Annotated in this window: 17 protein-coding genes; 7 read left to right on the top strand and 10 right to left on the bottom strand. The window is 54.0% G+C overall.

Annotated elements, in window-relative coordinates:
• Nucleotides 1–8: 8 nt before the first annotated feature.
• Nucleotides 9–1,397, top strand: a complete 1,389-nt coding sequence (locus OO713_RS05170) for an aspartate ammonia-lyase (RefSeq protein ID WP_264785042.1) — start codon at nucleotides 9–11, stop codon at nucleotides 1,395–1,397.
• Here OO713_RS05170 and OO713_RS05165 read toward each other — a convergent pair.
• Genes OO713_RS05165 through msrB form a run of 3 tightly spaced genes read right to left on the bottom strand, consistent with a single transcriptional unit; the run spans nucleotide 1,394 to nucleotide 2,713 of the window.
• Nucleotides 1,394–2,119: a DUF554 domain-containing protein gene (locus OO713_RS05165; RefSeq protein WP_264785041.1), complete on the bottom strand. Its 726-nt coding sequence runs from the start codon at nucleotides 2,117–2,119 to the stop codon at nucleotides 1,394–1,396. The genes OO713_RS05170 and OO713_RS05165 overlap by 4 nt on opposite strands.
• Before the next feature lie 9 nt (nucleotides 2,120–2,128).
• The gene (locus OO713_RS05160) at nucleotides 2,129–2,302 is read right to left on the bottom strand and encodes a hypothetical protein (RefSeq protein ID WP_264785040.1); all 174 of its coding nucleotides are present in this window, start codon (nucleotides 2,300–2,302) and stop codon (nucleotides 2,129–2,131) included.
• Nucleotides 2,303–2,311: 9 nt separating this feature from the next.
• Nucleotides 2,312–2,713, bottom strand: coding sequence for a peptide-methionine (R)-S-oxide reductase MsrB (gene msrB / locus OO713_RS05155; protein ID WP_264785039.1), 402 nt, complete (start codon nucleotides 2,711–2,713; stop codon nucleotides 2,312–2,314).
• A 171-nt stretch (nucleotides 2,714–2,884) separates the two neighbouring features.
• Here msrB and OO713_RS05150 point away from each other — a divergent pair, with 171 nt between their 5' ends.
• Nucleotides 2,885–3,088 (top strand): cold-shock protein, encoded by a 204-nt coding sequence (locus OO713_RS05150; RefSeq protein WP_264785038.1) that lies wholly within the window; start codon nucleotides 2,885–2,887, stop codon nucleotides 3,086–3,088.
• A 143-nt stretch (nucleotides 3,089–3,231) separates the two neighbouring features.
• On the top strand, nucleotides 3,232–4,851 hold the full coding sequence (gene groL / locus OO713_RS05145) for a chaperonin GroEL (RefSeq protein WP_264785037.1): 1,620 nt from the start codon (nucleotides 3,232–3,234) through the stop codon (nucleotides 4,849–4,851).
• A gap of 45 nt (nucleotides 4,852–4,896) precedes the next feature.
• Here the strand turns inward: groL and OO713_RS05140 are convergent, their stop codons facing one another.
• The 6 genes from OO713_RS05140 to OO713_RS05115 are packed head-to-tail and all read right to left on the bottom strand — an operon-like array spanning nucleotide 4,897 to nucleotide 10,891.
• On the bottom strand, nucleotides 4,897–5,184 hold the full coding sequence (locus tag OO713_RS05140) for a WXG100 family type VII secretion target (RefSeq protein WP_264785036.1): 288 nt from the start codon (nucleotides 5,182–5,184) through the stop codon (nucleotides 4,897–4,899).
• A 60-nt stretch (nucleotides 5,185–5,244) separates the two neighbouring features.
• Nucleotides 5,245–6,699 (bottom strand): sensor histidine kinase, encoded by a 1,455-nt coding sequence (locus tag OO713_RS05135; protein ID WP_264785035.1) that lies wholly within the window; start codon nucleotides 6,697–6,699, stop codon nucleotides 5,245–5,247.
• Nucleotides 6,700–7,392 carry a response regulator transcription factor gene (locus OO713_RS05130; RefSeq protein WP_264785034.1) on the bottom strand — a complete coding sequence of 231 codons (693 nt, stop codon included), beginning with the start codon at nucleotides 7,390–7,392 and terminating at the stop codon, nucleotides 6,700–6,702.
• 49 nt (nucleotides 7,393–7,441) lie between these two features.
• Nucleotides 7,442–9,070, bottom strand: coding sequence for a DNA repair helicase XPB (locus tag OO713_RS05125; RefSeq protein ID WP_264785033.1), 1,629 nt, complete (start codon nucleotides 9,068–9,070; stop codon nucleotides 7,442–7,444).
• A 9-nt stretch (nucleotides 9,071–9,079) separates the two neighbouring features.
• Complete coding sequence (locus OO713_RS05120) at nucleotides 9,080–10,654, bottom strand: helicase-associated domain-containing protein (protein ID WP_264785032.1); 1,575 nt, start codon at nucleotides 10,652–10,654, stop codon at nucleotides 9,080–9,082.
• Nucleotides 10,655–10,891: a hypothetical protein gene (locus OO713_RS05115; protein WP_264785031.1), complete on the bottom strand. Its 237-nt coding sequence runs from the start codon at nucleotides 10,889–10,891 to the stop codon at nucleotides 10,655–10,657.
• A gap of 56 nt (nucleotides 10,892–10,947) precedes the next feature.
• Between OO713_RS05115 and OO713_RS05110 the strand changes: the two genes are divergently transcribed.
• Both OO713_RS05110 and OO713_RS05105 read left to right on the top strand, forming a co-directional pair.
• The gene (locus OO713_RS05110; protein WP_264785030.1) at nucleotides 10,948–11,328 is read left to right on the top strand and encodes a cold-shock protein; all 381 of its coding nucleotides are present in this window, start codon (nucleotides 10,948–10,950) and stop codon (nucleotides 11,326–11,328) included.
• Nucleotides 11,318–11,821, top strand: a complete 504-nt coding sequence (locus OO713_RS05105) for a DUF3027 domain-containing protein (RefSeq protein ID WP_264785029.1) — start codon at nucleotides 11,318–11,320, stop codon at nucleotides 11,819–11,821. The genes OO713_RS05110 and OO713_RS05105 overlap by 11 nt, the downstream gene beginning before the upstream one ends.
• A 71-nt stretch (nucleotides 11,822–11,892) precedes the next feature.
• On the opposite strand, the gene serC is transcribed toward OO713_RS05105, so the two are convergent.
• Complete coding sequence (serC, locus tag OO713_RS05100) at nucleotides 11,893–13,005, bottom strand: phosphoserine transaminase (RefSeq protein ID WP_264785028.1); 1,113 nt, start codon at nucleotides 13,003–13,005, stop codon at nucleotides 11,893–11,895.
• Between the two features lie 53 nt (nucleotides 13,006–13,058).
• Between serC and OO713_RS05095 the strand changes: the two genes are divergently transcribed.
• Nucleotides 13,059–13,736, top strand: a complete 678-nt coding sequence (locus OO713_RS05095) for a metal-dependent transcriptional regulator (protein ID WP_264785027.1) — start codon at nucleotides 13,059–13,061, stop codon at nucleotides 13,734–13,736.
• A 49-nt stretch (nucleotides 13,737–13,785) separates the two neighbouring features.
• Entirely contained in the window at nucleotides 13,786–14,523 is a 738-nt protein-coding gene (locus OO713_RS05090) for a C40 family peptidase (protein WP_264785026.1), read from the top strand.
• Nucleotides 14,524–14,555: the final 32 nt, after the last annotated feature.

Here is a 14,555-nt window from a genome sequence, read left to right as displayed (position 1 = left end):
TGCAAGCAATGAGGCTTGAGCATGATCTGCTCGGTGAACGTGAAGTTCCAAATTCGGCTTACTGGGGTATTCACACCCTCAGGGCCATCGAAAATTTTCCAATTAGTGGTGTCCCTATAGGACACTATCGCTCCTTTGTCAGGGCCTTCGGCTTTATCAAGGAGGCAGCGGCAATCGCTAACCGTGAGCTTGGTGCACTGGATCCCGACCTCGCCAAACCCATAATCCAGGCCTGTATTGATGTTCGAGATGGCATGCTCGACGGTGAGTTTGTTGTAGATGCCATTCAGGGGGGTGCCGGCACCTCATCGAACATGAATGCCAACGAGGTGATCGCGAATCGCGCTTTGGAGATCGCCGGATTGGAAAAGGGTGACTATTCAAAGATTCATCCGCTCAACCACGTGAACGCATCGCAGTCCACAAATGACGTTTACCCAACCGCGGTGAAGATTGCGCTAATCATCGAGATTATTGCGCTTTTGAAAGAGATCGCCCACCTTCGAACCGAGATCGGTCGCAAGGCCAACGAGTACTCCAAGATCATCAAGATGGGTCGCACACAGCTCCAGGATGCTGTGCCCATGACCCTAGGGCAAGAGTTTGCCGCCTGGTCACAAACCTTGGGTGAAGACGAGGGCAGACTCAGGGAGATCATTCCGCTTCTGAGCGAGATCAACTTGGGTGGCACTGCAATCGGCACCAAGATCAACACCCCCGATGGCTACCCTCAGTTGGTGGTGCGTGAACTCTCGAGGCTCTGTGAGCACGAGTTCGTTCTCGCCGAGAACCTCATTGAGGCAACTAGTGACACCGGTGTCTTCGTCTCAACCTCGTCTGTCCTAAAACGCTTCGCGACAAAAATCTCGAAGATCTCCAGCGATCTAAGGCTTTTGTCCTCTGGCCCAAGAGCGGGCTTGGGGGAGATTAACCTCCCCGCGAGACAAGCCGGTTCTTCGATCATGCCCGGCAAGGTAAACCCGGTGATTCCGGAGGTTGTGAACCAGATCGCATTCACGGTAATTGGTAATGACCTAACTGTGACCATGGCCGCCGAGAGCGGACAGCTTCAGCTGAATGCCTTTGAGCCCATCATCGCCCGGTCTTTGATGATGAGCATCACCTACCTTCGCAAAGGCTGTCGAGTGCTCGCCGATTACTGCATTGCAGATATCACCGCCAACGAGGAGTACCTCAGATCAACCGTCGAAAACTCCATCGGTTTGGTAACCGCTCTAGCTCCCACGGTCGGCTATGAAAATGCAACCGCGATTGCAAAAAAGGCTCAAGAGAGTGGAACCACGGTCAAGCAAGCCGCTATTGAACTAGGCCTGCTTACTGCAGCGCAGTTTGATGAGATCTTGGGGGATGTGGATCGGCTCAGCGGCCAGGTTTAGATAAGTGCATCAACCAAAAGGGTAAGGACGGGTGCGAATACCAGGGCCGGCAACAAGTCTGCAACGCTCACCATTCTCAGCTGCAGCAATCGCAAACCGGTGCCGAGAAGCAAAATACCTCCGGTTGCGGTAATCGATGCAACGACGCTTGCTGGCATGAGTGCGCCTGCCCCGATAGCCACAATAGTTAGAACACCCTGCCAAACTCCCACTGGGATGGCACTAAACGCAACTCCCCATCCAAGCGCGGCTGCAAATGCAATCGCCGTGAAGCCGTCAAGGGTCGACTTCAAAGCAAGAATGTCAAAGCCGTTTCCAAGCCCATCCTGCAGGGCGCCGAGAACCGCCATGGGGCCGATTGTGAATAGCAGCGATGAATTCACAAACCCCTCGATGAATTTTTGCCTGTCTCCGCTGCCCGAGGTTTTTCGCTGTAGCCAGCCCCCAAACTGCTCAAGGCGAGACTCAATTTGAAGTAGCGATCCTGTGATGCCACCCAGGAGCAATGCACCTAACACGATCAGCAACGTTCCAGCCGAGGTTACGGCGGCGACAAAGTCTTTATCCTGCAAAGCCGCCAGGTTTAGTGCACCGATAACCAGGACCACTAGGCCCATCGCATCAGTCAGCGTTCGAGAGAGTCGCTCTGGTAGTCGATTTCCCAGCAAAACGCCAATGGTTGCGCCCGCCAGAATGGCGACGATGTTGATCAGTGTCCCCAAGCTGAATTCCTAGGCCTGAAGGAACTGAAGGAGCTCATAAACCAAAAAGCCTGGCCAGACCAGCGCCTTCAAAAACCCAAGCACGCCCGTCCAAAAGTCGGTAGCGGTTGAGATGTAGTAAATCACTGCACCGATAAATCCGATGCCGTAGACCGGTGAGGCACTCTGGGAAAACTTAGCCATAGCTAAAGCTTAGTTAGCCGGCTTGAAGGTAATGCTGACGGAGTTTATGCAGTAGCGATCTCCGGTTGGGGTCTGCGGTGCATCATCAAAAACGTGCCCCAGGTGAGAGCCGCACTTGGCGCAGCGCACCTCGGTGCGGATCATGCCGTGAGAGCGATCCTCGATGTATTCAATAGCATCGTTGCCCTGAGGCTTGTAGAAACTTGGCCAACCGCAATGTGAATCAAACTTGGTGTCGGCCTCAAATAAGAAGGCATCGCAACCGCGACAGTGATAACTTCCGGGGCGGTGCTCGTCGAGCAATTCACCGGTGTAAGCCCGCTCGGTACCGGCCATCCTCAGCACGTGGTACTCAAACTCGGAAAGCTCGGACTTCCACTGCTCGTCTGTTTTATAGACCTCGTACTTCAATTCATGCACTCCTTTTGGAATTTATAACCGTTTAGTAACTAATTCAATGCCTGCTACTTAACCCTTGTATTTCCCTGAGTACAGCGTAAAGTGTGGAGAGTCGAGTTGGATTAGTTCCGCCCGATGCATTCGTGAGTTACGCGGGTGCGTAACTAGCATCAGGAGCAGTACATGGCACAAGGAACCGTAAAGTGGTTCAACTCTGAAAAGGGTTTTGGATTCATCACTCAGGATGGCGGACCGGACGTATTCGTTCACTTCTCCGCAATCGTGTCCGATGGATACCGCGAGCTAAGGGAAAACCAGCGCGTTGAGTTCGATGTCAAGAGTGGCGACAAGGGCCCTCAGGCAGAGAACGTCGTGCCACTGGCATAACCCTCAACTAACCAACTAGACCCGGTGCGCAACATGCGTGCCGGGTTTATTTGCACTCGGAGGGTTAGAGTGCTAAAAATGTATTAGCACTCCATTATCGAGAGTGCTAAAAACAAGTCTTAGTGCAAACGGGAGAGACCCAAATGGCAAAAATTATTCACTTCAATGAAGAGGCACGTCGTGGCCTAGAGCGCGGTCTAAACGTGCTTGCAGACACCGTAAAGGTGACCCTTGGTCCTCGTGGACGCAACGTCGTTCTCGAGAAGAAGTGGGGAGCCCCAACCATCACTAACGATGGTGTCTCGATCGCAAAGGAAATCGAGCTATCTGACCCATTCGAGAAGATTGGTGCCGAGCTCGTCAAGGAAGTAGCAAAGAAGACCGACGACGTTGCTGGTGATGGAACCACCACCGCAACCGTCTTGGCTCAGGCTCTGGTCAAGGAAGGTCTGCGCAACGTTGCAGCCGGTGCTGACCCAATCAGCCTAAAGCGCGGTATCGACAAGGCGTCAGCTGCCGTGACCGAGGCTCTTTTGAAGATGGCTGTCCCAGTGGAGACCAAGGAGCAGATTGCTGCTACCGCTTCAATCTCCGCAGGTGACTCAACCATCGGTGAGATCATCGCCGAGGCAATCGACAAGGTTGGCAAGGAGGGTGTTGTAACCGTCGAGGAGTCCAACACCTTCGGTATCCAGCTGGAGCTAACCGAGGGTATGCGTTTTGACAAGGGATACGTTTCCGCTTACATGGTTACCGACCCAGAGCGTCAGGAAGCAGTTCTCGAGGATGCTTACATCCTGATTGCTAACTCCAAGATCTCCAACATGAAGGACCTACTTCCTGTTGTTGACAAGGTCATGCAGTCCGGCAAGCCACTTCTAATCATTGCCGAGGACATCGAGGGCGAAGCCCTTGCAACCTTGGTTGTAAACAAGATCCGCGGAATCTTCCGCTCGGTAGCAGTAAAGGCTCCTGGATTCGGTGACCGCCGCAAGGCCATGCTCCAGGACATCGCAATCTTGACCGGTGGTCAGGTAATTGCTGAAGAGGTTGGCCTAAAGCTTGAGAACACCGACCTAGCCATGCTGGGACGCGCTCGCAAGGTTGTCATCACCAAGGATGAGACCACCATCGTTGAGGGTGCTGGTGACGCTGAGCAGATCAAGGGCCGCGTCGAGCAAATCCGTCGTGAGATCGGCAACACTGACTCCGACTACGACCGCGAGAAGCTTCAGGAGCGTCTAGCAAAGCTTGCTGGTGGTGTTGCAGTCATCAAGGCTGGAGCAGCTACCGAGGTTGAGCTCAAGGAGCGCAAGCACCGCATTGAGGACGCAGTTCGCAACGCGAAGGCTGCTGTCGAGGAAGGCATCGTGGCTGGTGGTGGTGTTGCACTGCTGCAGGCCGGCAAGGTGGCATTCAACGGTCTAAACCTCTCTGGTGACGAGGCAACCGGTGCGAACATCGTGAAGGTTGCAATCTCCGCTCCACTGAAGCAGATCGCAATCAACGCAGGTCTAGAGCCAGGTGTTGTCGCTGAAAAGGTTGCAAACCTTCCAGACGGCCAGGGTCTAAACGCAGCAACTGGCGAGTACGTCGACATGCTGAAGGCTGGTATCAACGACCCAGTGAAGGTGACTCGCTCTGCACTGCAGAACGCAGCCTCCATCGCAGGTCTGTTCCTAACCACCGAGGCAGTTGTTGCCGAGCGTCCAGAGCCTGCCGCAGCACCAGCTGCTGACGCAGGTGCAGGAATGGACTTCTAACAAGTTCCAAAGAAAAGCCGGGGCCATTGGTCCCGGCTTTTTCCGTTAGAGGAACAACCTCTGGTTAGCCTGTTCGATCTCCTGATATTGCGATGCGGCCATCGCGAGAGCCTGCCCAATTTGTCCCAGATTCTGCTCGAGTGCATCGGATGATGTTCGCCACCGCATCATAAGTTCCTGAAACGAGGTTGAGGCAACTCCCTGCCAACTGTCTTGTAAAGCGCTGAGCTGTCCATGGAGGCTATTGACCTCGGTCTGAAGCCTCGAGATGGTTGCTTGAATGGTGGTGTTTGCGGCGTTGATGCGCTCGCTGTCAACTGTGAAAAATGTCATGCACCAAATCTGCTTGGTTTCTCAAGATTTGATAAGTCCAGCTGATTGGGCTGTGGATAACTAGTGCTTTTCGGATGTGGTTGCGGGGAGCGTAAAGGTAAAGGTTGCTCCACCGCCAGGGGTTTCACTAGCCCAAATCTTGCCGCCGTGAGCTTCAACGATTGACTTGGCAATGGCGAGTCCCAAGCCAGAGCCACCGGTGTCACGGTTGCGTGAGTTGTCGGCGCGATAAAAGCGTTCAAAGATTTGTGCCCGCAGAGCTTCTGGGATTCCCTCACCGTGGTCAATCACCTTTATGGTGACCCCATCTTTTTCCTGAATCAACTCGAGAGTTATCTCAGAATCCTTGGGTGCAAACCTGGAGGCATTCGTAATCAGGTTGGTCAATACCTGTTTGATTCGATCCGAATCAAATTCCAATTCAAGTTCACTCGGTCCCTGATAACTAAATCTCAGTCCGGAGTGGGCAACCTCGGCATCCCTAATAGCCAGTTGGCATTGCTGAGCGATGTCAGCCAGTGAGGTTTTTAGATTTCCCTGCTCGTCCATCCGGGTCAGCGTCAGAAGGCTCTCTACCAAGCCAGTCATTCGTATGGCTTCGGATTCGATGCGCTGCATCGCTTCAGTCACGTCCTGTTTTTTCTTCAGGGCACCCATTCGATAGAGCTCGGCATATCCGCGAACGGTTACAAGCGGTGTTCTGAGTTCGTGGGACGCATCTGAGACAAACCTGCGCATTTGATCAAGAGTTTTGTCTCTGCCGCGCACGGCGGTTTCGATGGAGTCAAGCATCGAGTTGAGCGCTCGGTTGAGTCGACCAATCTCGGTCTTACCATCGCGCTCCACAAGACGAGAGGAGAACTTGCCGCTGCGAACCGAGGCTGCAGTTCTCTCCACTTCCTTCAAAGGTCTTAGAGCGGAAGTGATGGTGAGCCAAATGCTTAGACCGGAAAGTAAAACCAGGAAGATCCCAAACCTGCCACCGATCGCACCATACTCCTGAATGATCTGACGGTTGGTATTGGTGGGGAGCGCTACCACAACCGAGCCAAGCGCACGGTCGAGCGGCAGGGCTACTACTCGCCAGGTGTCATCCCTGAGGCCCTCGCGTTCGACTCGAACCTCAAACGGAATACCTCCGGTTGCAATTACCGCCTCCAGATCAAGAGAGGTGAAGTTAGGCACTTCGCGCTGATTTCCAGCAGAGCTAACAAGCCCGAGGTACTGATCCCCCTCGCTATCCAAGATCGCGATGTAGTAGTCGGAGGGGAGTGAAGGCAGACTCAATGCACCCTGTGCAACCCTGGCCTCTAGTCGTGCCGGGTTCTCGGTGCGCAGTGAGTTTGCGGTCGTAATCAAGAGGGTGTCGGTGTTTTGTTGCAGGTAGGTGCTCAGCAGCGCCACTGTTCCTGCGCTGGATACTGAAAGCAATAGGCCAATCAAGCCAACCGAAAGGGTCGTCAGCTTGGCCCGAAGCGAGACTCGCTCCCAGGCTTTCAGTAGCCGACTCTTCATTTAGTTCTTAGGGCCCTTGAGTAGGTATCCAACTCCACGCTTTGTGACAATTAGTGGTTCTGACGACAGTGGGTCAAGTTTCTTTCTCAGGTAAGAGACGTAGCTTTCAACGATCCCCATTTCGCCGTTGAAGTCATACTCCCAAACGTGATCGAGAATCTGAGCCTTGGTTAGCACTCGGTTCGGATTCTGAGCAAGATAGCGAAGCAGTTGATATTCGGTGGGGGATAGGTCGACGGGTTGACCATTGACAGTCACCTCGTGAGCATCCTCATTCATTTCCAGCTCACCAACTCGAATCACAGATTCTGCGACCTGATCCTTGCCAGTGCGGCGCATGATTGCAGAAATGCGAGCCATGATTTCGTCCAGGCTGAAAGGCTTTGTGACGTAGTCGTCGCCACCAACGGTGAGGCCGGTGACCTTGTCTTCGGTGTCATCACGAGCGGTTAGGAACAGGATCGGAGTCTCGATACCCATCGAGCGAATCTTCTTGGTGACACCGAATCCGGAGACATCCGGGAGCATGACATCAAGCAGCACGATGTCTGGCTGGTTGTCAATAATCTTGGCCACTGCATCGGTGCCATTGTGGGAGGTAATTACCTGGTGGCCAGCAAATCTAAGGGAGGCAGAGAGCAGGTCTCTGATGTTTGGTTCATCATCTACAACGAGAACTTTGAGTGCGGTCATGCGGTAAGTATTCTCACAGTTACTGGATGTTTCCTGTGAGTCGTCTGTGCTAAATCTGATCTGCGTCCAAAATCTCGTAGCTGTAACCCTGCTCCGCCAAGAAGCGCTGGCGGTTTTGGGCAAAGTCTTGCTCGACCGTGTCCTTCGCAACCAACGTGTAGAAGCTAGCGCTGCGACCATCCGCCTTGGGGCGCAGCAGTCGACCAAGACGCTGAGCCTCCTCTTGGCGTGACCCGAAAGCCCCGGAGATTTGAATGGCAACCGATGCCTCAGGAAGATCCACCGAGAAGTTTGCAACCTTTGAAACCACCAAAGCGGTCAGTTTCCCAGTGCGGAAATCTTGAAATAGTTGCTCGCGCTCCAAGACTGGTGTCTCACCAGTGAGCTTCGGAATTTTCAACGCGGTAGCGACCTGATCAATTTGCTCTAGGTATTGACCAATGATCAATGTTGGCTCCGCCTCATGCTTTTTTAGCAGCTGCTTGATGATGTTGATCTTCGCCTCTGCGGTGGCTGCAATTCTGAAGCGGGTGTCCTGATCGGCAATCGCATACTGCATGCGAGCCTCGTCTGGCAACGGCACTCGAATTTCAAAGCACTTAGCGGGGGCAATGTAGCCCTGTGCTTCAATGTCTTTCCATGGCGCATCAAAGCGCTTTGGTCCGATCAGTGAAAAGACATCTGACTCGCGTCCATCTTCTCTAACCAAGGTCGCTGTTAGGCCGAGTCTTCTTCTGGCCTGCAAATCTGCAGTCATCTTGAAAATCGGCGCCGGCAACAGGTGAACCTCGTCATAGACGATCAGACCCCAGTCTCGCGCATTCAACAGTTCGAGGTGAGCGAAGTCGCCTTTGCGCTTGGTGGTAAGGATTTGATACGTCGCAATGGTCACCGGAGCAATCTCTTTACTAGAGCCCGAGTATTCCGCGATGTCCTCTTCCTTCAAACTGGTGCGCTTTAGAAGTTCTGCTCGCCATTGTCTGGCCGACACTGTGTTGGTCACAAGAATCAAGGTGTTGGCTTTGATCAGCGACATCGCGGTCGCACCGACGATTGTTTTACCAGCACCACAGGGCAAAACCACTACGCCATTGCCACCGAGCTCAAACTTTTGAGCCGCCTGAAGTTGATAATCGCGAAGCTGCCAATCGCCTTCGATAAGTTCAATCTCCATCGGGGTGCCGGGGGTAAAGCCAGCGCTGTCCTCGGCCGGCCACCCTAGTTTCAGCAACTCCTGCTTTAGCTGACCGCGAGCCCAATCGCGAATGCGATAACCAGACTCGACCTCTTGCTCCAGCAAATCTGCAATGCGCCTGGTTGATGCCACCTCAGCCAAGATTGCTTTGGAATCCGATCTGAGCACCAGGCCCTCGGCATCCCTGGCTATAACCAGGCGACCGAACCGGGAGATGGTGGCCTCAATTTCTTGGGCAACACCCTGTGGGACCGGGTACTTGGAGTAGCGGTTTAGAACATCCAAAATGAAGCTGGCATCGTGTCCGGCAGCCCGGGCGTTCCAAAGTCCAAGCTTGGTGATTCGGTAGGTGTGGACATGCTCTGGAGCGCGCTCCAATTCGGCAAAAATGGCTAGCTCGTGGCGGGCGATCTCGGCGTTTGGGTGGTCAGTTTCAAGCAGCACCGTGCGGTCTGATTGAACGATTAGTGGCCCCAAAGACATCCCTCTAGCTTAGGCGAGCCAGATTGAGGTGATTCTCCCAAGCGGCAGTGTGATCTCGGCCTCTTTTGCGGTGTCGCGCCCTCGCACCCTCGAGCCGGCAAGTCCGAGAGGTTCAATCAGGTGCTCGCGCTCAGAACCATCGGGGTAACTCACCCTCACCCCAACCTTGAGCTTGTTGCGAAGGGCAAACTGCAACTGTCGTAGCACATCATTGCCACTCGGTTCGCTGGCCTCACGATTTGCGATCGCGGTTGCCAGCTGAAGATAGTCCTTTTCGGGTTCAACAATCTCGACTGCAGCAGCGCGTGGTGATAGCACCCGATCCTCATCGTCAACACGAATCGCGGCATAGCCTGCGGCTCGAAGATTTAGGTAGACGATCTCGGGATCCAGCCTGGAAATCAGCCCCTCTGGTCTTGGCTCCAAAAGCAGTGGCCTAAGGAGCTGCTCTCCCAAAATTTGCCTGAGCAAAATGCCATCGGCGGCTTTGATTAGCGATGCTGATCCCAAGTCGGAGATTTTGATTGCTGCGAATCTAGCTTCGCTCTCGCTGAGAAGGTATTCAACCGGCTGGGGTAGGGGCTGGATGCTTCTTTCAAGAACCGAGCGAATCTGGGCAATACTCATCCCGGATTCGAGGGCGTGTGAGATGGTGAGGCTACTGAGCCTGAACCTCGAGGCAAGACCCAAATCCTCCGCTTGAGCAATTACATCGAGTAGTCGATGCAGCCTCGCGGTAATCGGGCCAAGTGTCATTAGCGATAGGTCTCCCTGAACCACGAATCGCTCACTGGTTTCAGGGAGCTCTTTGGCAATCCATTCGCCTGTGAGATTCTCTAGCTCAGCGGTTGGAATCAGGTTTTGAGTTAGCCCAAGAATTTCCGCAAACCTCAGGGTCTTGAGCTGATTTGGATCAATCAGCGGATACTGCTCTAGAACCTGATCCAAAAGTGGCTCATCGTTTAGCTCTAGCTTGGGTAGGTCTAAAACTGCTTTCGCTAGCTGAAGCCAGCGATCTGGGTTATCCAGCTCGAGCCAAGCAAAGCCCTGAATCGTTGCGTGAATTCGATCTTTGGCCTGGTGGATAAACCCGCAGCTGACACCAAGTTGATAGATGGTTTGAACCTCTTGAGCGTTTAGCTTTAGTGTCTCGCCAATTTCTCTGGCATCCGGGGCTCGGAGTCCTGCCTTCACAGGCACCAAGAGTCGTTTTTCAAAGCTGAACAGCAGCTCGGTGAGCGCTAGCAGCGTTTGGTAGGCGCTTAGCCCGGCTCCGTGACCGGGTGCCAGTTGGTAGCTCAGCTTGATTGGCTGCAGCTCCTTCGCCAAGGACCTGGCATCCTCAATCACTGACTCGGTTGCCAGCAGATTCGACTGAAGCTCGGCCGAGACATTACCCGAGGTGAGATCTTCCAGGGCAGCTTTGTCCAAGGTGCGAATGCGCTTCTCAAGCTCGCGCTTAGTGAGAAGAACTTTGGCTAAATCGAGTAGGTCGGTCACCGACTCATTGCCGGGTAAATACTTAGCCAGGTTTTTGGGGTCCAGGCCCTTGAGGACCGCTGAAAGCGCAAGTAGGTCGCTCAACTAGTTCCGATTCGCTTTGCCACGTTTCACGACGGAAACGATTAGCAGGGTGATGATCAACAAGAATCCGACAGGCAAACCCACGAGCGGAAGCTGAACAATGATCGGTGGGATGGTGGCGAATTCGAACAGTGCTGCCAGCAGGGTGGCAAGAATCGAGAGGATAGAAATTGCGATCAGAGCGGTCGCTCCATAGGCGAGCAAGGACTCTATTTCAAAGCGCTTTCTTTCGACCATCCGTTTACTTTACCTTTCGGTTACACTTATCGCCGTTCCAAGGAAAGTGGTGACCTATGCCAACCGGCAAAGTTAAGTTCTTCGATGACGACAAGGGCTTCGGCTTTATCGCAGGAGACGATGGCAGCGAAGTGTTCCTGCACATCTCGGCGCTACCCGCTGGAACCTCCACTATTCGCCAGGGCACTAGGGTTGAATACGGCATTATCGACGGTCGTAAGGGTGCTCAGGCACTGAGCGTTCGAGTGATCGAGGTCCCTACCCTGACCGCCGTGAACCGTAAGCCTGCTGAGGATCTAGCCATCATCACCGAGGACCTGATTCGCCTTCTGGACCAGATCGGCGGAAACCTCAAGCGTGGCAAGTACCCAGAGGCCAACCACTCTCGCAAGGTGGCCCAGCTGCTACGCCGAGTAGCCGACGAACTTGAAGGATAAATTAGCCACCGCTCAGGCGGTCTTGGCTGAAACCGCCGAGCAGGGTTCTGTCGGAGAGTTCCTTGGCGAGTTTGAAATTTCCAAGGGAGCCATTGAGCTTCGATTTGATTGCACCCTGCGGAGTTACAAAAGCTGGTACTGGTCAGTGGTCTTCACTCAGGTCGACAAGCGAAAAGAAGCTACTGTCTCAGAAATCAATTTGCTCGCTAGCGAAGGGGCGTTGCTCGCTCCAGCTTGGGTGCCATGGGCAGAACGACTAGCGGAGTTCCGCAAGCAACTGAAGGAATCAGGTCGAGTTCAAACGGACGCTGAGGCCGACGAGTTGATTCGGGATTTGACCTCAGCGTTTGGGGATCATGGTGAGGCCAACGAATCCGAGGCCAACACCGACCAAAGCAGTGTGAAGCCACCAGTCAAGGCCCGCGTTAGACAGCGCAGGATAAAACGCGCCGAGGACCACGAGGACCAGACCCCAAGCGAAGGTGCCGAGTAGCACGACGCGCTTTGCATTTACCTTCTCAGGCTCGGGTGACTCTTTGCGGTCATCAAATTTCACGAACAGCTTCACATGCGCTCCAGCACAAAATCGATGCAGTTGATTAGCGCCTTGACATCCGATGGCTCAGTGGCCACGAAGGTTGCCACGCGCAGCTGGTTTCGTCCAAGCTTGCGATAGGGGTCGGTGTCTACAACTCCATTCGCTCGCAGTATCTTTGCGATCTTGGCAGCATCAACGCTCTCATCAAAGTCAATGGTTACCACCACCTGGGAGCGGTGATCTGGGTTTGAAACAAAAGGCTTGGCTAGCTTGTGGTTATCTGCCCAGCTATAAAGCAGGTCAGAGGACTCCTTGGTTCTGGCGGCTGCCCAGCTCAAACCACCCTGGGAGTTCATCCACTTGATCTGATCGTTTAGCAAGAACAGGGTTGCGATCGCCGGAGTGTTCAAGGTCTGGTTCAGTCGAGAGTTGTCGAGGGCAACTTTGAGACTTAGAAATTCAGGGATGTAGCGATCCGAGGCTGCGATCTCTTCGATTCTCGCAATTGCCTTTGGTGATGCAATTGCGATCCAGAGGCCACCATCTGATGCAAAGTTCTTCTGAGGCGCGAAGTAGTAAACATCGGTCTGGGCTAGATCAAAGTACACGCCACCGGCCGCGCTGGTCGCGTCGGTGAGCATCAGCACATCCTCATCACCGGCTACCCGGACGACTGGAGTAATCACTCCGGTCGAGGTTTCATTGTGCGGGTAAACGTATAGATCAACCCCTGTCTCGGGGTAAAGCTCTGCGCGAGAGCCTGGCTCACCCTTGACCACGGTCGGTGCTTCAAGCCAGGGAGCCGAAAGCGAGCTTGCAAATTTGGAACCGAATTCTCCGTGCACCAAAGCCTGTGCCTTGCGGCGCGCCAGTGAGAATGCAGCAGCATCCCAAAAAGCAGTCGAGCCACCGTTTCCAAGGATTACCTCGTAGCCCTCTGGCGCTCGGAACAGCTCGAGGAGACCCTGGCGAATCTCACCAACCATGTCCTTGATCGGAGCCTGGCGGTGGGAGGTTCCCATGAGGGCTGCGCCCTCAGAAACGAAGTTGGCTAGCTGCTCCGCTCTAGTTCTTGATGGACCGCATCCGAAGCGACCGTCTTTTGGCAATAGGGCGGGGTCAATTACTAGCTCTGGCATAGCCAAAGTTTAGTGCGGGGGTATTAGTCTGAAGGCTGCAGCGAGGGGTTTTTGTGACAGATCTGATTGACACTACTGAGATGTACCTCAAGGCCATTTTGGAACTTGAGGAGGAGGGCATCACCCCAATGCGTGCTCGAATTGCCGAGCGTCTCGAACACTCTGGTCCAACCGTCTCGCAGACGGTGGCTCGTATGGAGCGCGATGGACTTCTCAAAGTCGCTGACGATCGGGCCTTGGAATTTACTGATGAGGGCAGGCTCACCGCCATCGAGGTAATGCGCAAGCATCGCCTGGCTGAGCGGCTTTTGGTCGAGGTAATTGGCCTGGATTGGCATCTGGTTCACGAAGAGGCTTGTCGCTGGGAGCACGTGATGAGCGAGCAGGTGGAGCGAAAGCTACTAACCATCCTCTCCGACCCAAGCACCTCGCCCTATGGAATGCCGGTGCCCGGGCTTGAGCTACTCGGCTATTCGGCATCCAAGCCAGCCGAGGTCACCGCGGTAGCTGAGTTACCAACCGGTGATTATGTGTTGGCTCGTATCGGTGAGCCGCTGCAGCTCGATTACCAGTTCTTGAATCAGCTTCGGGAGCTGAACCTGCTTCCTGGGTCCAAGGTGCACCTTGATGCCTCACAGAACTGGTTTTTGGTCAATAAGGATCTCGAAGAAGGCATGGTGCTGGACCTTCAACTTGCATCACACCTATTCCTGAGCAAAATAGAACACTGAGTTATACTCGCAAGGCGGAAGTTCCAAAGAAGTTTTCGGAGGATTCCTTTTGAATCAACCAGCTGGTAATCAGCTATCGCGCAAGGCCCTACGCCAGGCGCGTTCGCGTAAGAGTGTGAAGGTGTCGATCAAGGCGCCTGAGCTTCGTCGCGTGCTGACCATGGTGGTTGCATCCGGCCTAATGGCCACCACTGCTCTGCCTTCCTATGGTTATGACCCAGAGGTAACCGCTCTGACCGGCATGGCAAGAGACCACAGCGTTCAGGCTCCAAAGCTCCAGGAGCTGTCGGTTGCAATCGGTAGCGAAGTTGAATTCACCCGAGGTGAATTCACGCCGGCAGATGCCGAAGACTTTGAGGTGACTATTCGTCGCAATCGGGTTTACACCGGGCCAACCTTTGAGGACTACCTAGCTAAGCCCAGGTTCACGACAGTCACCAGCGGCAGCGTTATGAAGGCAGCTGCCGAATTGGTTGGAGTTCCATATGTCTTCGGTGGCGAAACCCCACTTGGTTTTGACTGCTCGGGCTATGTAATGTTCGTCTACTCGCAATTTGGCGTTGCGCTGCCACACAGCGTTTACCAGCAGTCCAAGCTTGCGAAGAAGATCAAGCTTGAGGATGCGGTTCCCGGTGACATCGTGGTCTTCAATGACTACAGCCACAACGGAATCTACGCGGGCAACGGTAACTTCTATCACGCTCCACAGCCGGGTGACCGTGTGAAGCTGGCCCCGATCTTTACCGAGCGCTATCACATCGTGCGCTTTGTTGACATTGTCGACTAGATAAACGTTAGAAAACGTTCAGCGTTTCTAAG

This window comes from Aquiluna sp. KACHI24 (assembly GCF_025997915.1).
Lineage (GTDB): Bacteria > Actinomycetota > Actinomycetes > Actinomycetales > Microbacteriaceae > Aquiluna.
Note: the sequence above shows the minus strand (reverse complement) of the source record. Positions and strands in the feature narration are given on the sequence as shown.